Origin of the sequence: Collinsella sp. AM44-11 (assembly GCF_003467145.1) — a bacterium.
Taxonomy (GTDB): domain Bacteria; phylum Actinomycetota; class Coriobacteriia; order Coriobacteriales; family Coriobacteriaceae; genus Collinsella.
In genome coordinates, this window is the sequence record NZ_QSFE01000017.1 from 15,639 (window position 1) to 35,428 (window position 19,790).

At 59.2% G+C, this 19,790-nt stretch carries 13 protein-coding genes; 6 read left to right on the forward strand and 7 right to left on the reverse strand.

The window, feature by feature from the left end; all coding sequences use genetic code 11:
* Positions 1–42: 42 nt before the first annotated feature.
* Positions 43–996: a tRNA-dihydrouridine synthase gene (locus tag DW943_RS09210; protein WP_117862858.1), complete on the reverse strand. Its 954-nt coding sequence runs from the start codon at positions 994–996 to the stop codon at positions 43–45.
* Positions 997–1,254: 258 nt separating this feature from the next.
* On the opposite strand from DW943_RS09210, the gene DW943_RS09215 reads away from it, so the two are divergent.
* Entirely contained in the window at positions 1,255–2,388 is a 1,134-nt protein-coding gene (locus DW943_RS09215) for a hypothetical protein (RefSeq protein WP_117862848.1), read from the forward strand.
* Positions 2,389–2,431: 43 nt separating this feature from the next.
* Here the strand turns inward: DW943_RS09215 and DW943_RS09220 are convergent, their stop codons facing one another.
* The 4 genes from DW943_RS09220 to DW943_RS10825 all read right to left on the reverse strand — a co-directional run bounded on the left by DW943_RS09220 (position 2,432) and on the right by DW943_RS10825 (position 8,018).
* Entirely contained in the window at positions 2,432–5,686 is a 3,255-nt protein-coding gene (locus DW943_RS09220) for an ABC transporter ATP-binding protein/permease (protein WP_117862849.1), read from the reverse strand.
* A gap of 253 nt (positions 5,687–5,939) precedes the next feature.
* Positions 5,940–6,902, reverse strand: a complete 963-nt coding sequence (locus DW943_RS09225) for a redoxin domain-containing protein (RefSeq protein ID WP_117799872.1) — start codon at positions 6,900–6,902, stop codon at positions 5,940–5,942.
* 35 nt (positions 6,903–6,937) lie between these two features.
* Positions 6,938–7,897, reverse strand: coding sequence for a 4Fe-4S binding protein (locus DW943_RS09230; RefSeq protein ID WP_199572874.1), 960 nt, complete (start codon positions 7,895–7,897; stop codon positions 6,938–6,940).
* A complete protein-coding gene (locus DW943_RS10825; protein WP_055252401.1) occupies positions 7,842–8,018 on the reverse strand; it encodes a CD1871A family CXXC motif-containing protein in 177 nt (58 codons plus the stop codon). The genes DW943_RS09230 and DW943_RS10825 overlap by 56 nt, the downstream gene beginning before the upstream one ends.
* Positions 8,019–8,077: 59 nt before the next feature.
* Here DW943_RS10825 and DW943_RS09240 point away from each other — a divergent pair, with 59 nt between their 5' ends.
* A complete protein-coding gene (locus tag DW943_RS09240; RefSeq protein WP_117636921.1) occupies positions 8,078–8,752 on the forward strand; it encodes a response regulator transcription factor in 675 nt (224 codons plus the stop codon).
* Positions 8,749–9,897 (forward strand): cell wall metabolism sensor histidine kinase WalK, encoded by a 1,149-nt coding sequence (locus DW943_RS09245; protein WP_117862851.1) that lies wholly within the window; start codon positions 8,749–8,751, stop codon positions 9,895–9,897. The genes DW943_RS09240 and DW943_RS09245 overlap by 4 nt, the downstream gene beginning before the upstream one ends.
* A 116-nt stretch (positions 9,898–10,013) precedes the next feature.
* Here DW943_RS09245 and guaA read toward each other — a convergent pair whose 3' ends face one another.
* Positions 10,014–10,994: a glutamine-hydrolyzing GMP synthase gene (gene guaA / locus DW943_RS09250; RefSeq protein WP_117862852.1), complete on the reverse strand. Its 981-nt coding sequence runs from the start codon at positions 10,992–10,994 to the stop codon at positions 10,014–10,016.
* 296 nt (positions 10,995–11,290) lie between these two features.
* Between guaA and DW943_RS10610 the strand changes: the two genes are divergently transcribed.
* Together DW943_RS10610 and DW943_RS09260 are read left to right on the forward strand one after the other, a co-directional pair.
* The gene (locus DW943_RS10610) at positions 11,291–12,295 is read left to right on the forward strand and encodes a helix-turn-helix transcriptional regulator (RefSeq protein ID WP_199407862.1); all 1,005 of its coding nucleotides are present in this window, start codon (positions 11,291–11,293) and stop codon (positions 12,293–12,295) included.
* A 155-nt stretch (positions 12,296–12,450) separates the two neighbouring features.
* A complete protein-coding gene (locus DW943_RS09260) occupies positions 12,451–16,818 on the forward strand; it encodes a hypothetical protein (protein WP_117862853.1) in 4,368 nt (1,455 codons plus the stop codon).
* Between the two features lie 175 nt (positions 16,819–16,993).
* On the opposite strand, the gene DW943_RS09265 is transcribed toward DW943_RS09260, so the two are convergent.
* The gene (locus DW943_RS09265; RefSeq protein WP_117635853.1) at positions 16,994–17,554 is read right to left on the reverse strand and encodes a sugar O-acetyltransferase; all 561 of its coding nucleotides are present in this window, start codon (positions 17,552–17,554) and stop codon (positions 16,994–16,996) included.
* A 234-nt stretch (positions 17,555–17,788) separates the two neighbouring features.
* On the opposite strand from DW943_RS09265, the gene DW943_RS09270 reads away from it, so the two are divergent.
* Positions 17,789–19,786 (forward strand): type IIA DNA topoisomerase subunit B, encoded by a 1,998-nt coding sequence (locus tag DW943_RS09270; RefSeq protein ID WP_117862854.1) that lies wholly within the window; start codon positions 17,789–17,791, stop codon positions 19,784–19,786.
* The last annotated feature ends 4 nt before the right edge of the window (positions 19,787–19,790 follow it).

Below are 19,790 nucleotides of genomic sequence, written 5' to 3' on the forward strand. Positions count from 1 at the left end.
TTCTTGAATGACTAGTCGTTAAAGAACGTCCCCAATGACTAACTAGCCGTGGAAGCGGGCGATAGGCGCAAGTGGCTGCTCGCGAAAGACGCGATCGACGGCGGCGCGGTATTCGTCGACCTTTTTGGTCTTGCGCACGATCTTGTGAACGTTAGCGGGATCGGCGAAGGCGCACTTGGCGTAGAACCACCACTCCTTCATGCGAAAGACCGCGTTACCGCCGATCTCTTCTGCATAGGCCGCAAACAGCGTGTCGTGGAAGCGCTGCAGTTCAGTTGCCGTGGCAGTAGGACCGCCCTTAACCATGCGAGCCAGCGCGGGGTTCGCAAGCAAGCCGCGCCCCAACATGACGTGACGCGTTCCGGGATAGGCCTCCACCAGCGCATCCATGTCCTCAAGATCAAAGATGTCGCCGTTATAGGCCACCGGAAACGGCGCCCGCTTCAGCGTCTCACCGTAAAACTCTTTGCGCGGCGAGCCCGTATAGCGGTCCTTTTGCACGCGCGGGTGCACAATCAGCTCTGCCAGCGGCATGCGGCAATACAGATCGAGCACGCGCTCGTATTCGTCGTCGTTCTCCAATCCCAGCCTGGTCTTGACCGACACCGGCAACGGCGAGCGTTCGCACACGTCGCTCAAGAACACCTCGAGCTCATCCAGATTGCGCAGAAAGCCCGAGCCCTTCCCCTTGGCGACAACCGTGCCCGAGGGGCAGCCAAGGTTGAGATTGACCTCGTGATAACCCATGTCGGCGAGCACCTGCGCCGCCCACACAAACTCATCCGCATTCTTGGACATCAGCTGAGGCACTACGTTAAGCCCCTGGTTATTGGCGGGATCGACCTCTTTAAACGCTTTGCCGCCAAAGCGGTTGCCTACCCGTGGCGGCGGCAAAAACGGCGTGTAATAACAATCGAGTGCGCCAAAACACTCCGCGTGCACGCGACGGAACACATGCCCGGTAATCCCCTCCATAGGGGCCAGCGATAAATACATCGACATCCATTCTCACATCAATGTGACAAAGGGACTGTCCCTTTGTCACATTTGCAAATCATCATTCGGCTGTTTATTTTGGCACACATACGTATCGGGCGGCATCATCGCGTGGGCACAGGAGCAGCCGCTCTAAACCAGGGCTGCCGTGGCACTTTTGCCGTATGACCATGCGCTCATCGATGGCGGGATTCTCTATACTGAGTCACATATGACGGCATCGCGCCACAACGACCGCCACGACACCAAGGACCCGCCATGGCAGCACTCTCCGAACAAGAACGCAAGCGCATCCAGCGATACTGCATCTGCCCCAAGGTTGCCGGCGCGGCGCTTGCCATGGCATTCGTGCTGCCCTTATCGATCATTCCTTTCGAAATGGTCGACGACATCGTCTTCCATCACGAAGGCTTCCAAGAGACAGGCATGATGACCGCCTTGGTGCTCACCGCCATCGAGCTCGTTATATTCTGCTACTGCGCTCTCGCCCCGCGCTTTGGCATGCGTGGCAAGCAGTGGAAGGAAATGCAGTACCGGCTCGCCGTCGAGCAGAGCGAGAAAGACCGCTCGGCACAGATCACAGGCGTTGTTGGCACGCAGGCCGCCGCGCGCCTGCTCAGGAACAGTGACAACGAGACCGCGCGCAACCTGGGCGGCGCGGCAGAGGTCGCCGCTGCCGTAGGCGCCGTCGCCACCGCGGCAGATGTGCTTGCCGAGAGCTTCGCCAACGCAAAGGCCGCGGCAGAGGCCTGTGGCGTGCCTATCCCCCGTGCAAAAAAGTGGATCGTCGCGCTTGTGGCGCTGCCCCTCGCAATCGTGTGCGGCGCCTATATCCCGCAGCTGGCGCAGGGAAACATCGAGATGCAGGAGAACGCCGCGGCTGCAGCCGAGCAGATCGCCATCGCCCGCAAGGCGCTGGAACCCTCATGCGAGTACGTATCCGCCGATGACCCCTACGAGCGATACCAAGATTACGGCTATCACGTCCGAGGCTATCTGCACGACGGCGACTCCGATGCCCAAAAGACCTATACGTACCTGGATTTTGACAACAAGGGAACGCTCGCGGAAGTGAGCTACGCGGCAGAGGTCGACCCCGATGCGAACCTCGAGGACAATCTCGCCCGTATCGAGCTCGACCTTGACGAGCTTTCCTCTGTCGTCCAAACCATAGACGTCAAGACCGCAAGTCCCGAGCTCCTAGCACCGCAGAAGCTCCCTGAAGAGTTTAGGCAGGCTTTTTTGAACGGCTCGCTCTACGAGAGAATCTCTATCAGGACGAGCGACGGCCCCGTCAAAGCGTATTACTCGTTTGATACGGAACCCGAGGACGAGTTTGACGAGTATACCCATCCAGCCATCCGCATCACGCTGATGGGCAAAACAAGCTAGGCGCAGGAGAGAAATGTGACAAAGGGGCTGTCCCTTTGTCACATTATTCGGAGCGTAGGGCTTCTACGGGGTCTTTCTTAGATGCGCTGCGGGCCGGCAGTAGGCCGGCGACGACCGTCAGCAGCACCGATATCGCAATGAGTATCAACGCATCCTGCACGGGCAGGCTCATCAGGTTGGGGACCTGCTTGGCAGCAAGCGCCCAAGCATTAACAGGAAAGCTTACGAGCACCACGACGGTAACGGCAAAGACGCCGGCAATGAGACCCTCGATAAAGGTTTCGGCATTGAACACGTTGGCCACGTTGCGCTTCGACGCGCCGATCGCGCGCAGGATACCGATCTCCTTTTTGCGCTCCAGCACGCTGATGTAGGTGATGATGCCGATCATGATGGAGCTGACGACCAGGCTGATGCTCACGAACGCGATGAGCACCAAGCTGATGGTGTTCACGATGTCGGTCACCGAACCCATGATGATGCCCATGTAGTCGGTGTACGAGATTGCCTGTTCATCGTGGCCGGCAGCTTTGACCTGCTTGTTGTACGCATCGATGTGATCGAGCACGCGCTCCTTGGCCTCAAAGTCGCGCGGGAAAATCTTAACCGAGATGGGGTCTGTCTCATCCGCATAGCCCAGCGTGGTCAGATTGTTATCGTAGGTGAGCTTTGACGCCTTGGCATAGCTCATCATGAGCGAACTCAGGTCCTCGGCGTCCATGTTGAAATGGATGGCACGCGCAAAGGCGCTCGCATCCACGCGCATGGCGCTCGCCAGGTTAGCAAAACTCGAAGACATCTGCGTCGCCATCTGGTCCATAAGCCCTGCCGCGCCCGCCTTGAGCTGAGCCGATACCGTCGTCGCGATCTGCTCGCTAATCGTCCTCATCACCTGATCCATAGCCTGCTGCAGATACGGAGCCAGCTGCTTTTGCACATAGTCGGTCATCGCCTGCTGCAGACGCTCGGCCAGGGCATCGCCACCGAGTGCCTTGAGCTGAGCCAGGTATTGCTGCGCTGTGGCATCACTCTCAAGATACGTCGAGAATGCGGCAGCGAGCTTTGACGCGTCCTTAAGATTATCGGGTGTCAGCGCCCTAAACTGATCAGACTGCAAAAAGCCCGTAAACAGCTGGTTGGCGAGCATTCCCACCTGCTGCATTTGCTCGGGTGTGAGTTCCAGACCGTCAAAGATGCCCGAGAAATCTGGGGTCGGTGCTTTTGCCATAATGTCGCTGAAGTCGATATCCTTACCTACGCCCGAAAGGTCAATGTCCAGCCCGGACAAGTCAAGACCCGACAGGTCCATACCGCCGGCAGTGCCCGAGAGCGCAGACGTATCGAACGAGAACGCGCCCTTGAGTGCCGCCTCGTCCACGCTGAACATGCTGCCCAGATCCACGCCTTGCTTGGCCTCGCCCTGCAGTTCATCGAAAGACTTGCCCGTAAAGACATCCGTCTCGGGATGGGCAAGTTGCTCTTTTACGATCTGCGAATTGGCGGCGCGCTCCATAAGCTGGCGAGTCAGCGCATGCGTATAGGCAATGCCCGGAGACAACGCGCTCGCATTGGCCGTCTCGTTCGGTCGCACCACGCCCACAATGCGCACGTCAATACCGTCAGTAACCTTGGCGGCCATAAAGTCGGCATCGCCAGACATGTCGGTCCACATGCCGGTCTCTTCGTTTTTGCGATAGGCATCGGCCGGCGACAACACTTTAAACGCCGTGGACAGCGCGTCGTCGTAGGTAAAGTCGCTGCCGGTCTTGGGCGTCTCGACCTTGCCGTCGGCCGTCATGGCGCTGTTAACCAGGCCGTTGAGCTCATCGATTTCCAGCGCACCGATGCTGTAGAGCGTGTAATCGCCCACCGTGCCACGGCTCGAAAGCACCATCACGGCTTCGTTAGCAGACGTAGGCCAATGCCCCGCCACGACATCGTACTGGCTGTCGAGCAAGCTCTGGTCGTCAATCATCTCGTTAAAGACCGAGGTTCCCATGGACTCCATGCTCACCGTTGCTGCCGAGCTCGCGCCTCCGCTCATGGCCTCGGTCATGGCGTTGGGCACCAGACGCACGGGTTTCTCGTCCCCCTTGCCCGCTCGATAGACAACCGGCGTCACGCCATAGCCGTACTGAATGGCGTTGACCTCTTTATCGATGCCGTCGCCACCGGCATCGAGCCATGCCTTAAAGCTCGTCATGTCGTTGGACTTAACGCTCGCAAACATATCCTTTACGGCCGTGACCACGGGGATTTTATCGGTTCCCTGAGCCTTGTCGTCGGTGCCATCGTCGGACGAATCCTCGCCGTTGGACGTATTGTCATCCGTGGCCCCCTGCCCGCCCATCATGGACGACAGGTCGTAATCCTGCTTGGAAATGGTGAGCGGGTAGCTCGAGAGCGTATCCTCCTCGACCTTTTTGATGTAGCCGTTTACGCCATTGGACAGCGCCAGAATCGCCGCGATACCGATAATGCCAATCGAGCCCGCAAAGGCAGTCATGGCCGTACGGCCCTTCTTGGTCATGAGATTTCGAGCAGAAAGCCCCAGCGCCGTCACAAAACTCATCGAGGTTTTTCGCGTAGGCTTAGCCTCGCGACGCGCGGCCTTGGCAACATCAAAAGGGTCGGAATCGTCGGTAATCTTGCCGTCCGCCAGGTTGACGATGCGCGTAGCGTATTGGTGCGCCAGCTCGGGATTGTGCGTGACCATGATGACCAGACGGTCGCGCGCAACGTCTTTGAGCAAATCCATGACCTGCACGGACGTTGTGGAATCCAAGGCGCCGGTCGGCTCGTCTGCCAACACGATCTCGGGATCGTTGATCAGAGCGCGGGCGATGGCCACGCGCTGCATCTGCCCACCCGAAAGCTGGCTCGGGCGCTTGTTAACGTGCTCCCCCAGGCCGACTTTCTCCAACGCCTCGCGCGCACGCTGGCGGCGCTCGGCATGCCCCACACCCGTGAGCGTGAGCACCAGCTCCACGTTTTCCAAAATGGTCTGATGCGGAATGAGGTTATAGCTTTGGAACACAAAGCCGATGCGGTTGTTGCGGTAGGCATCCCAATCGCGATCGTGAAAATCCTTGGTCGAAATACCGTCGATCAGCAGGTCGCCCGAGTCAAAGTGGTCGAGTCCGCCGATAACGTTGAGCATCGTGGTCTTACCCGAACCCGAGGGGCCCAGAATGGCCACGAACTCGTTATCGCGAAAAGACAGGCTCACGCTGTCGAGCGCCACCTGCGTAAACGACTGCGTGACGTACCTTTTGCAAATTCCTTTGAGCTCCAGCATGGACGGCAACCTCTCCTGCGCAGGCACCCTGCCCGCTCTCCCCCGCCGTTCGTATTCGACGCGTTTGTCCTACTCTATCCCCATTTTTTGCCGGCGCCAGTGAGGAATGTAGGGAACCGCATCAAAAAACGAACGGGACGGTGCCTAAAAGAAGAGGTCCCGAGCGGGACCTCTATATGGTGGAGATTATCTTGAAAGGCAGCGGACTACTCCGCACAGCGGCGCACGATCCTCGCCATGCTTTACGCGTTTTCTACTGCTCGCTCTTAGCGAGTGCCTGATCGATCAGTTTGTTGAGCGCCTCGCGCTGCTCAGCGGAGTTGATGCCGCCCATAATCGGCTCTCCCACAATGTTACCGTTCTGGTCGATCACGTAGGTGGTCGGGAACGAGTACAGGTTGGAGGTGAACTTTCCGGCCTCGCTGTCCGACTTAAACCAGATGTTCTTATACGTCACGCCCTTCTTGGAAAGCACGTCCTTGGCATCGGCCACCGCGTCTTTGTTGCCATCGAGTGTAAAGGAATTAACGCCCACGACCTGGCCGCCCTTCTCGGCAAGCTCCTTGTTGAGCTTCTCCAGATCGCCCAGCTCTCCCACGCACGGCTTGCAGGTGGTAAACCAGAAGTTCATGACGGTGACCTTGTTCTTGGAGAACAGCTCGTCGCTGTTTACATCGTTGCCGTCCAAGTCCTTGCCCTTAAAGCTGGGGAACTTCGTCTCCCCGCTCTCGCCGTTGGTCATACCCGCGGTCGAGGCATCAACGCTCTCCCCCTCGCCGGGCGTGCTGCCACATCCGGGGAACTCCTTCTCCAGCGCCATGAGCTTGTCCTCGATCTCCTTGACCTGCTGCGCGCCGGCCTTAAGCGTCTTAAGCTCGTCAGCCGCAAACTGATCCTTGGCGCCCTCGATGGTATCGAGCAAGAAGTCACCGTAGTTCTTGCCGTCCTCAATCATGGGAGTGTCTTTGTTGGCCGCAAGGAACACCTTTTCCCATAGGGCGTTATCGCTCGCAAAGATCTCGTTTTCCTTTTGCAGCAGCTGCTGGTACAGCTCGGCCGCCTCCTCGGCACTCGACGGCTTTTGCGCTATGAGCTCGGCAATCTGCGCATCGCCGCTCGTGGCATCCTTCGCGTCGCCCTTGGGGGCAGAGCACGCCGCGAGAGTCAGCGCCAGCACGGGCAGCATCAACAGAGCCGCAATTTTTGACAGTTTCATGGTTCCTCCGTTTATATCGAAACTTATATAGGTACCTATTTGTTTTCGCGGGCTTGCGTGGACTGCGCGGGTTTGTCGCCCGTCACACCCAGCCCGTAGCGAAAGCTAATAGCATCGACGGGGCACGCGCCCACGCATTTGCCGCAACGAATGCACTCGGCATGGTCGGGCGTACGCGTAACGTCCACGTCCATCTGGCACACCTTGGCGCACTTGCCGCACGAGACGCATTTACAATGATCGACCTGAATCCCCAGCAACGACACCTTGTTCATGAGTGCATAAAATGCGCCGAGGGGGCAAATCCATTTACAGAAGGGGCGGTAGAACAGCACGCTCAGCACCGCAACCGCAATGAGGATCGCGAGCTTCCAGGTAAAGAGCTTTCCCAGCGCAGAGCGGATTCCCATGTTCATGATGGACAGCGGAATCGCGCCCTCGAGCACGCCCTGCGGGCAGATGTACTTGCAAAAGAACGGGTCGCCCATACCCACATCGTTGACCACCAAGACGGGCAGCAGCACCACGGCAAACAGCAGCACGGCATACTTGATGTACGTGAGCGGCTTGAGCTTTTTCGTGGAGAGCTTTTTGCTGGGAATCTTATGCAGAAGCTCTTGCAGCCATCCAAACGGACACAAAAAGCCGCATACAAAACGTCCCAGTAGCACGCCGATCAGAATGAGCGTTCCGGTGACGTAATACGAAAAGCTGAACTTAGACGATCCCACCACCGACTGAAACGACCCGATGGGGCACGCACCCGAGGCCGCTGGACACGAGTAGCAGTTAAGCCCCGGCACGCAGACGGCTTTGCCGGCTCCCTGGTAGATACCGCCCTTGGCAAAGTTAGGCAGGTGAATATTGGTCGCAAGCGTCGCCGCCGCCTGAATCAATCCACGAAATCGCGCTAAAAGATGCGATGCAGTGTTTTTTCTTTTATCCAATTCCGATACACTCCAAGCACAGCCTGATTGCCTTGGCCAGCACGGCATCTGCCTCGCCGCGCATAATTCCAAAGCCAACCATGGCTACCCCAACTATCAGCAAAGCCACCTGCGCCACAGGCTTAATCGCTTTGAACAATCTGACCACTCCTTTCGTTTCGCGACCCATTGGACCATACCGACTATAAAATCCGTGTTAAGCGTGAATGACTATGCAAGGAGAACGTTATGCGCATCTTGGTCGTCGAGGACGAGCGGGCGCTGTGCGATGCGATCGCACGCAGCCTGCGCAACTTGGCCTATAGCGTCGACTGCTGCTACGACGGGCAGCAGGCCCTCGATCTACTCGATGTCGAGACCTTTGATCTTGTCGTGCTCGACCTCAATCTCCCCCATGTCGACGGCATGACCGTGCTCAGGCAACTCAGGACAACTGATTGTGAGACCAAGGTGCTTGTGCTCTCGGCACGTGGCGAGGTTTCCGACAAGGTAGCGGGGCTCGATGCGGGCGCCAACGACTACCTCACCAAGCCGTTCCATCTTGACGAGCTGGCGGCACGCATACGCAGTCTCACGCTCAGGCGCTTTACGCAAAGCGACGTTGTCCTGACCTGTGGATCGCTGAGCTTTGACACCAAAGCGCGCCTCGCCTCCGTGGGCGGCGAGACCCTATCCCTCACGCGCAAGGAGACCGGCATCTTGGAATACCTGATGCTTAACCAGGGGCGGCCGGTGAGCCAGGAAGAGCTTATCGAGCATGTATGGGACAGCAGCGTCAACAGCTTTAGCAACGCGACCCGCGTGCACATCTCGTCGCTGCGCAAAAAGCTGCGCGGCGCGTTGGGGCACGACCCCATCCGCAACCGAATCGGCGAAGGCTACGTTATGGAGGACGGCAAATGAAGCGGCTGTCTCTGCAGTGGCGCATCACGCTGATGACGGCACTGCTGATATGTTCAACCTGCGTACTTATGAATTGCCTGGTTGGCTACTCCGGCATGCGCTACATGGACTCGATCGGCAATGAACTATCGGCGCACAGCAAGGTGGAGGCGGCCTCGCCCAGCTCATTTGACCCGACAAACAAAGAGCTCGACGACGCGCTGACCATCGTCGTGAACGACGCCCAAGAATCGTTTGGCGCGACGAGCTGGTATATAACTGCGGCGGTGACGCTGCTCGGCGGCGTGCTGGCCTACTTTGTAAGCGGACATGCGCTGCGGCCGTTGCGCTTCTTTGCGACGCAAGTCGAGAGCGTGCGGCCCGACAACCTCGCCGACACAAAAATCAGCGAGGACGTGCCCTCTGAACTCAGGCGCTGCAGCGCGTCGTTTAACGACATGATTGCCCGCCTTGACGAGGGATTTTCCGCACAAAGACAGTTTACGGGCAATGCGGCGCACGAGCTGCGCACGCCGCTTGCGCTCATGCAGGCCCAGGTTGAGCTGTTTTGCGCCGAGCACCCCGACGTCGACGCCGATACAGCGAGCCTGCTCGGGCTGCTGCAGGAGCAGACCGAGCGAATGACGCACATGACAAAGACCCTGCTCGAGATGAGCGAGCTGCGCAGTGTCCCTTGCAACGATGCGATTGACCTTGCGCCGATGATCGAAGAAGTACTCACGGACCTGGCGCCCCTTGCCGAGCAAAAAGACATCACGCTTACAAGTGAGGGCGACGCGCAAACGATCGGCAGCGATACGCTAATCTATCGGCTGCTGTTCAACTTGGCCGAAAACGCCATACGTTACAGCGCGCCCAACTCGACCGTGCAAATCAACGCCTGCGCCGAAGGCGACCACGTGCTGCTACGCGTGCGCGACCAGGGGCCGGGCATTCCCGAGCAATACCAGACGAGCATCTTTCAGCCCTTCTTTCGTGTCGACAAATCGCGCAGCAGGGCATACGGCGGCGTGGGGCTGGGGCTTGCGCTGGTCTGGGAGATCGCCGCGCTCCACGGCGGCTCCATCGAGGTCGAAAAGAGCTCGGAGCGCGGAACGACCATGCTCGTAACTCTTCCCACTCGCGCACTCGGCTCATTAAAATAACGAACGGGATGGCACGCCGCGTGGCGTACCATCCCTCACATAATATCGAGGATGTGACAAAGGGACTGTCCCTTTGTCACATCTGCTAGTTCTCGTCGCCTACCAGCTGAGTTAGCTTACTCCCACTCGACCGTGCCAACGGGCTTCGGCGTGAGGTCGTAGCAAACGCGGCAAATACCGGGGACCTCGGCGGTCACGCGAGCGGTAATGCGCTTGAGCAGCGCCCAATCGAGCTCGGGCACCTCGGCGGTCATGACGTCGACGGTGTTGATGCAGCGAATAATGCAGGGCCAGTCGTAGGCGCGCTTGCCCTCGCGCACACCGGTAGCGCGGAAATCGGGCACTACGGCAAAGTACTGCCAGATGGTCAGGCCGGCCTTGTCGATCTCTTCGCGCACGATGGCATCGGCCTCGCGCAGCGCCTCGAGACGGTCACGGGTGATGGCGCCAAGGCAGCGGACGCCCAGGCCAGGACCGGGGAACGGCTGACGCTCGACCATGTTCTCGGGCAGGCCGAGCTCACGGCCCACGACGCGCACCTCGTCCTTGTACAGCAGCTTAACGGGCTCGCAGAGCTCAAATTGCAGATCCTCGGGCAGACCGCCAACGTTATGGTGAGCCTTCACGCCGTCCTGCGACTCCAGAATGTCGGGATAGATGGTGCCCTGGGCGAGGAAACTGACCTCGTCGCCAACCTTGCGGGCCTCCTCCTCGAACACGCGAATGAACTCGGCGCCGATAATCTTGCGCTTGGCCTCGGGCTCCTCGACGTCCACGAGCTTATCCAGGAAGCGATCAGTAGCGTCGACATAGACCAGGTTCGCATCCATCTGGTTCTTGAAGACGTCGACGACCTGTTCGCTCTCGCCCTTGCGCATCAGGCCGTGGTTCACGTGCACGCAGATAAGCTGCTTGCCAATGGCCTTGATCAGCAGGGCCGCGACAACAGAACTGTCGACGCCGCCGGAAAGGGCCAGCAGGACCTTCTTGTCGCCGATCTGCTCGCGGATTGCGGTGACCTGCTCGTCGATGAACGCCTGGGCAAGTTCGGGAGTGGTGATACGCACCATATCGTCGGGACGCTTGTTGGGATCCATGCAGGGCTCCTTTTCGATTCGATGGAACGCGCCGCGCATATGCAAACGCGCTGTCATATGTCCTCATTATATGCAGAGCGAGGTTCGTTTCCCATCGCTGCGACGGAGCTTTTTGCAGGGGCGGCAGTTTTTCCTTATGCCAAGGTCAGCTAGGCTTCGGTAGCCACCTTAAGAGCATCGCCAATAGACTCTTCCTTTATGCGTTCGGCATAATCGTAGGCGATACCCACAAATTCCAGTTCCGGGCAACAGGAGTAAAATGGCTGCTATTGTTGTCAGCTGTTGGGAGATGGAAGATGGACTGCGATGGCTACCCATGCGTTCCCATGCCGTTGATGTGCACTGCCTTTGTGCCGGGGCAGATTGACGCTGCGGTTGCAGGCATTTCCGACCCCGATTCGCGCGCCATTGCCACGGCAGAAGCGCTGTACTTTCGCGGACAGGCCACCCTCGCTGCCAAGACGGCGCGCCCCTATCTTGACGTCACCGATCCCGCGCTGCGCTATTCCGCATGCTTTATCTGCGGATACGCCAGTCTGTCGCTCAACCGTATCGCCGACGCCCGCCGGTGCCTTGCGGGCATCCTCGATACGCCGGCCGACGAGGAATCGCCCGCCGTCCACGCCACGCATATCCTGTTCGCCTCGGCCGCGAGCGTCCTGCTGCACTTGCCTTCCCCGTATTCTGCCGAAGAGTTTTATCCACTTGCGGCGCACCTACCCGAAGGCCTGCGACTGTTCGCCAGCTACGTGATGGCGCACGCCTTGTATCTGCGCGGCGAATACGGCCGCAGCCTGGGCATGGCGGAAAACGCCCTAATTATGAAACAGGGAAGCTATCCCATCTCGGAACTGTTCCTGCACCTGGCAGCTTCCATGGCATGCATGAGCCTCAAGGACATCGACGCCGCAAAAGCGCATTTTGGAGCCGCTTGGGACATTGCGCGCCCCGACGGCCTTATCGAGCTCATCGGCGAGCACCACGGCCTTTTGCAGGGGCTTATCGAGGCGTGCCTAAAAACGCAATACCCTGACGACTTCGCGCACATCATCGAGATCACGTACCGCTTCAGCTACGGCTGGCGGCGCATCCACAACCCCGATTCGGGCGAGGACGTTGCTGACGATTTAACGACCACGGAATTCACCATGGCCATGCTCGCCTGTCGTGGGTGGACCAACGCCGAAATCGCACGCCATATGGGAGTATCGCCGGGCACCGTCAAAAACCGCCTATCCGGCGTATACGCAAAGCTTGGCATCGGCACACGCGCCGAGCTGGTCGCGCATATGTTGCGTTAGCGACCGGGCTGCCAAGCGCATCGAACGCGTTCCGGAACCCGGCGCTTCGCTCGATCAATTTGGACATTTTGACCCTTGAACGGCACTACCGCCACGGGGCGCCTTCTCGCACAATTGGATTATTTCCACCGATATTTGCGGGATGGGAGCCCAAGATGCTTGATCGCCGTTCGTTACTTGTTGCCGGAGCGTCCTCGCTAGCGAGCATCATGTTGCCTCGCGTGCCGGGAAGCGAAAATGCCTTCCTGCTGCCGTTCGCGCCCACCGAAGCCTATGCCGACGAAAAAGATCCCTTCAGGGTGCTCGTTCTCTCGCGCACCATGTTTGGTGTGGTCGTGGTCGACGTCGCCAACAAGAATATGCCCATCAAAGGAGCGCAGGTCACGCTCACGTCGCGCTACGTCGCAGGCAAGCAGCTCGCCGCCACGACCGATGAAGAAGGCACGGCCATCTTTGAGGTCGCCCCTCTTTCGGAAGGCTACGTGGACGAGGCAACGCTTCTCGACGCGTACGACTTTAACGGCGGCATCTCCATTAGCATGGCGGGCTACCGTGATGTCGAGATTCCCCTTGCGCGTATCCAGGGCGGCACCGCCATTACCGCACCCACACGTCCGCTCTCCGATGGCGAGCCGTACTTTCGACAGCTCACATTCGACGAATGGGACATCCAGTACGCTGAAGCCACGTTCATGGCATTGCCGAAGGACGACACGGCAAACGAGCAGCCCGATACGCACGCCTTTACCGTGCAGACTCATCTGCCGCAGGGCGGGCAGGCAACATTGCATATCAATAAAGTGATGCCCGCTGCGGGCAGCTCAACCGAAACCGTCACGCAGATTGGCCAGATCAAGGCCAGCGCATCAGGCGCGGATAATCTGGCGACGTTCACACTCGAAGACAAGTTTCTCGACGCGGCATCGGGCCTTCTGGAGGAAGGGTGCAAGCTGCGCTTTGTTCTCGACTATCAGGGCAAAACCTACACGCTCTCCTCCCCCATGGCCGTTGTCACTGCGCCGGCCGCAAAGGCAGAATCGGGCTCGACCACTATCGTCCCCACTACCATGGACCAAGAGGTCACTCCGTTTGATTTCCCCGCGGCGTTTCCCGGCATCGGCGGCAATAAGTTCACGTGTTGGATGCCCACATTTCCGATCCTCTTCGATTTCTCGTTTGCTGGATACGTGCTGTTTGGCGGAGGATACAAACCAGCCAGCTATATGAACGATTCGGGCAACCCTGATCCGGAATACTGGAAGAAATCGCCGCGCGAGTCGGGCGCCAAGCAGGCAAACCGCTATCTCGACGAGATGGAGGGGAAGTGGAATCAGTACAAGAGTATGAGTGCCGGTTCGGGCACCGATCCAAGAAACACCAAGCTCCTTCGCCACCATTGCACGCCGCTGTTCACGATGGATATCGCCACACAGCTGTACGGCTCGCTCGCCTACGATTGGGTGGGCAAAACCTGGGGTAACAACAACGACCCCGCATACGGCAATATTAAGGCCCTCTTCCAGGTAAGAACCGACCTCAATTGGACCGAGCAGTTTACCCTAGGACCGGTGCCGTTTTTCCTAAACGTCAACCCCTGGGTGCTGGCGAAGCTGGCGCTCGCCGTGGGTGCCCACACGCACGGCAGCGGCGCGGCGTTTTTTAAAAACATTTCGCTCGACTATTCCAACACGTCGGGCTCGTTCACCATCCAGATCGGACTTGCCGTCACCTTTGGCGCCGGCGTTGCAGGCGTCGCTTCGTCTGCCGTGCGCGGCGCCGCATCCCTCACGCTGTTCATTGGGTACGAGAAGGCAGATGGACACCAGCTTCCGCGGCTGCGCGTAGGTGCAGACGTCGATGTCGACGTGATACTCCAGTTCGTAATGTTCAAGTGGACCACCAAGGCTTGGTCGGGGTCGTGGCCCACACTCATCGATTCGTGGAATATGTCGGTGAACAATGGCGACCAGTATGTGCTCCAGCGTTCCGAGCTCGCATTGGGTGGGGATACGCCTTACACGCTGGATGCCCGCTTCGGCTCGGCCGGCAGCATCGAGGCGGGCGGCGTGCCGCAATTTATCGCATCGGCCACCATCGTCACCAACGCCGAGTTGCTCGCACGCGCCGAGGTTAAGGCCACTGCCGTAAACGCCGCGCCTGTCGTGCGCGATTGGGATCAAGCGGTCACGCGCATTGAGCTCGAGGCGGATTCAGAAAGCGACGACACGGGACAGATCGAGCATTTCGTCCATGCACTGGTAGAGAACGACGAAAACGCCGCGCCGATGTATGAGTACACCTACATCGGTCAGTCAACGAACGCCGTTGCGGACCCGAACGCCAATTCTGCCGGCGTGTCGGAGGACGAGCGTGGCGGCATAAAACCCTCGAGCGACAACGTGCTGTTTTCCGGCGTGCTCAGCGAAGCCCACATGAAGCTAACGATGATTGCCGGCGTAGAATGCCTGTTCCGTATCGCCTCGGTGCGCTACGGCGACAATGGCCGCTCGCGCCTGGTGGTGCACACAAAGGCAAACGGCACGTGGTCCGCTCCCACGCCCGTGGACTTTCCCCTTGGGTTTGGCGAGGGCGACGTGGAGCGCGACGGCATATTCGATTACGACTTCGACGTGGTGGAATATACGGACGGAAGAGGAAACCAGGACGCCTACGTGCTGCTGGTCTCGGGCGAGCGCCCCGCCGGCGACAACACCCTTTTCGATACGGCAAGCACAGCCGGCATACTGTCCGTCGTGCGTCTGCGCATAAGTAATGACGAGATCCGCGTGGTGTCGCATACGTCATGGCGCAGCATCTCGCGCGGCCGCCTGCAAGAGGATGGCTACCATTGCCTGCAGTGCCCGCGTATCACGGTAGGCAAGGCGCTGGTCAACGGACGCCTGTCGGGTGTCTACCTCCACCGCCGCGGAGCCACCGCAGAGAAGGCGCTCGGCAGCGAGGCTGAGGTTACGCTGGAGTGCTTCACCCTGTGGTCGGACGTTTCGGGCGACAGCCTGACGTTCCGCCAAGTTCTTCGCTTTCCGCAGGCACCGTCGAGTATCGAGCTGAGCGAGCCCGAGAATATCAACGGCAAAATGGTGGTGCCCGTTGCGTACGAGACTGCAGGCGGTTGCGGCTGCGCATCGTACGCCGTGATCGGCCAGTCCATTGCGGGTTGGGGCGTTATGCCACCAGACGCCACGGTGCCCCATGCGGTGCCGTGGCCACAACATTCGGGCTTTTTGGCCACCGTCAACGAGCAGCTGCAGCATATTACTTGGACGCGAGGCGCATCGGCATTTGCAACGCAGCCCGTGGGTGCCGCAGGCTGTGGCCCGGCATCGTTTAGCGTAAGCAACAACGGCAGGTGCGCGCTCTATGTAGAGAACACCGATGGCAAGGTGGGGCAAACCTACGACGAAGAAGGCAACCCGGTAGCAGTGATGGGCAAGCACTTCCGCATCTTCGCCAGCACCTTGGCAGGCGAACTGTTCACGGAGCCGTTCGTGATGTGCGAGCTGGACCATCCCGTCGATCAGATAACGACATTTTTGACGTCGGGAGGCATGCTCTCCGCGCTCGCCACGCACATTGTGAGCGCGGAGAAGAGCGAGGCAGAGCTGCACGGTATCGAAGTGCCTCTGGTGGCGTGTGCCACTCCGACGGGCGCGGTCGCTACCTCGGGCGCGGTGGTGCCCGGAGCAGCAGGCGAATCCTTCATGGTCACGGTGCGAAACGACGGCAACACTTTGCTGACTGCCGGCACGATCGATCTGTACCGAGAGGGCTCCAGCCAACCGTTCTCCAGCGCATCCATCGGATTCGGAGCGAACGTACGCATGGCTTCGATCTACGATCCAGAGCTTGCCGAGGATGCTTCGACCAATGATATGGCACGCGTGAAGTACGCGCTCGAGACGCTGGGCGCACGTTTTGCGACGCACCCGCTGGTAGCCGACAACGGCAACGCCGTGCTGGCACCGGGCTGCACGGCACAGTTCCGCATGAGCTTCGCCATCCCCGAGAGTTGGAGCGACGAAGTGGGCAAACGCGTAACGCTGTATGCGAAGGCACGTAATCTGGTGGCGCTCGATCCCATAACGCTCGAGGAAATTCGACCGGGCGCAAACTCGGCGCTGGGTGCCGTACTGCACGAGCTTCATGTGCCCGACGCGGCATGCGAACGCTCAGAAGCTCAGGTCGGTGTATGCGACAGCGCGGATACGACAGGACTTCACGACGCCCCGATGACAGTAGACGGCGATGGTGGCTCGAGTGGCGGCGGTACTGACGAGGGCGGCGGCTCCGGCGGAAGCAGCTCCGGCAGTGGCAAGGACCACGGCAATAACAAGCGCTCCGGAAAAGCGGGCGCGCTTGCGGGCACGGGCGACAGCAACGTCCCCCTAACCGCAGCCGCAGCAGCGCTCGCCGCAGTTGGTGCCGGCCTTGTCGCCTACAGCGCCCGCCGCACGGCGCTCGAAAAAGACACCGCCAATGAGGTCGATTCGGATAGGCCTCGCTAGCTCTCAGTTACCTTTGCGAGAGACGCCGGCTCGGCTCATCGAACATCAAAATGGGCTGGTTCTGAATACCCAGAGCCAGCCCATTGCGCATTAGATGTCGCCAGCGGAGTCGAGCTCGGCTTCCTCGCCCCGCATTCCACCGAGGACAGTGGAGCACTATCGTTTAAGGGCTTCGTTATTGTTCGATGGTCTTCTTGACGACTGCGGGGACGCCTGCCGCCACCACGTTGTCCGGAAGGTCTTCAGTCACGACGCTGCCCGCGGCAATTACGCAACCGCTGCCGATGGTAACTCCCTGCAGCACTGACACGTTCGCGCCAAACCAGCAGTTATCGCCGACAACGATGGGCAGAGCCTTCTCGAGACCCAAGTTGCGGTCCTTTGCCTTTAGGGGGTGCGAAGCGGTGTAGAAGCCGCAAAACGGCCCGATAAACACGTTGCCACCAAAGGTGATAGAGCCGCCGTCCATAAAGTAGCAGCCATGGTTTACAAAACAGCCCTCACCAAAGGTCGTCTTGCTCCCGTAGTCAAAGTAGGCAGGCGAAAGGACCGTCAGCCCCCCGGGAAGATCGGTATCGAGCAAGGACTTCAAAGCATCGAGCTGTGCGTCGCTTCCAGGTTTTGCCATATTAAAGTCATAGCAGAGCGCCTCCGCCTTCGCGCGTTGCGCCAGGAGCTCCTCGTCAAAGTTGGCATCATGCCACTCACCGCGCTCCATCTTCTCTTTCTCGGTCATTGCGCCCCCTCAAACAACATGCAGTCTTGATGCGGCAATTCTACCAGCCGATAAGCCACGGTTTTAACACGAGCACCACACCGCGCAGGGAATGACCGCAGAAGCCAAAGGTGCCCGACTCCGAACTATTGTTCGATGGATTTCGTGTTAGGTGGAATCGTCTGTGGGCTGGGCTATGCTACCTTGACTATCTATATGACTTAAACGCAGCAAGGGAGCACCGAGAGAGCGAGTATGGCAAAAAACACCGCAAACTATGGTAACGACAGTATCCGCCAGCTCAAGGACGAGGAGCGCGTACGCCTACGCCCCGCCGTCATCTTTGGCTCGGACGGACTCGACGGTTGCGCGCATGCCGCCTTCGAAATCCTGTCCAACGCCGTTGACGAGGCGCGCCAGGGCTACGGCAAGCTCATCACCCTCACCGCCTTTCGCGATGGCTCTATTCAGGTAGAGGACAACGGCCGTGGCTGCCCACTCGACTGGAACCCCTCCGAGAAGCGCTTTAACTGGGAGCTCGTCTTTTGCGAGCTCTACGCCGGCGGCAAGTACAACAACAACCAGGGCGGCGACTACGACTTCTCGCTCGGCACCAACGGCCTGGGCTCCTGCGCGACCCAGTACGCTTCCGAGTACATGGACGTCACGGTTTGGCGTGACGGTAACAAGTACTCTCTGCACTTTAAGAAGGGTAAGGTCGTCGGCGCCAAAAAGAAGGCGCTCGAGATTGAGCCCAGCGACGAGAACCGCACCGGCACCACCATCAAGTGGCGCCCCGATCTTGAGGTCTTTACCTCGATCAGCATTCCCCACGAGTGGTACCGCGAGACCATGCGCCGCCAGGCCGTGGTCAACGCCAACGTGACCTTCCGCCTGCGCATCGAGGGCGATGATGGCGAGTTTACCGAAGAGGACTTTTGCTACCCCAAGGGCATCGAGGACTATGTGCTCGAGAAGGTCGGTGCCGACTACCTCACCGAGCCCTTCTTTATCGAGGCCGACCGTCGCGGTCGCGACCGCGAAGACCTGCCCGACTACAACGTAAAGATCACCGCGTGCATGTGCTTCTCGCGCACTTTCATGATGCAGGAGTACTACCACAACTCATCGTGGCTCGAGAACGGCGGCTCACCCGAGAAGGCGGCCCGTAACGCTCTGACCAGCGCCATCGATGCCTACATTAAGCAACAGGGCAAATACAACAAAAACGAGAGCGGCATTAAGTGGCAAGACGTCCAGGACTGCCTGGTGCTGGTGACCAACTGCTTCTCCACCCAGACGTCCTACGAGAACCAGACCAAGAAAGCCATCAACAACCGCTTTATCCAGCAGGCCATGACTGCCTTCTTTAAGGAGCGCCTCTCGACCTACCTGATCGAGAACAAGGACGCCGCCAACAAGATCATGGAGCAGGTGCTCATCAACAAGCGCTCGCGTGAGAACGCCGAGAAGACCCGCCAGAGCATCAAAACCAACCTGCAGCAGAAGACCGACATGGCCAACCGCGTGCAGAAGTTCATCGACTGCCGTTCCAAGGACAAAAACCGTCGCGAGATCTACATCGTAGAGGGCGACTCGGCAGCAGGCGCCATCCGCACGTCGCGCGACGCCGAGTTCCAGGGTGTTATGCCCGTCCGCGGCAAGATCCTCAACTGCCTGAAGGAGGACTACCCGCGCATCTTTAAGTCCGACATCATCATGGACCTTATGCGCGTGCTGGGCTGCGGCGTGGAGATCAAGGACAAGCGCATCAAGAACCTTGGTGCCTTTGACCTGGACAACCTCAACTGGAACAAGGTCATCATCTGTACGGACGCCGACGTCGACGGCTACCACATCCGCACGCTCGTGCTCACCATGCTCTACCGCCTGGTGCCCACACTTATCGACGAGGGCTACGTGTATATCGCCGAGTCGCCGCTCTACGAGATCAACTGCAAAGAGAAGACCTACTTTGCCTACACCGAGCTCGAGAAGAACGGCATCCTCAAGGAGATCGGCGACCAGAAGTGCTCCATCAACCGCTCCAAGGGTCTTGGTGAGAACGATCCGGACATGATGTGGCTCACCACCATGAACCCCGAGACGCGCCGCCTGATCAAGGTGGAGCCCGAGGACGTCACCAAGATGGAAACCATGTTCAACCTGTTGCTGGGCAACGACGAGGCGGGCCGCAAGCGCCATATCTCCGAGCACGGCAAGGAATACCTGGACCAGCTGGACCTGCAATAGCAGC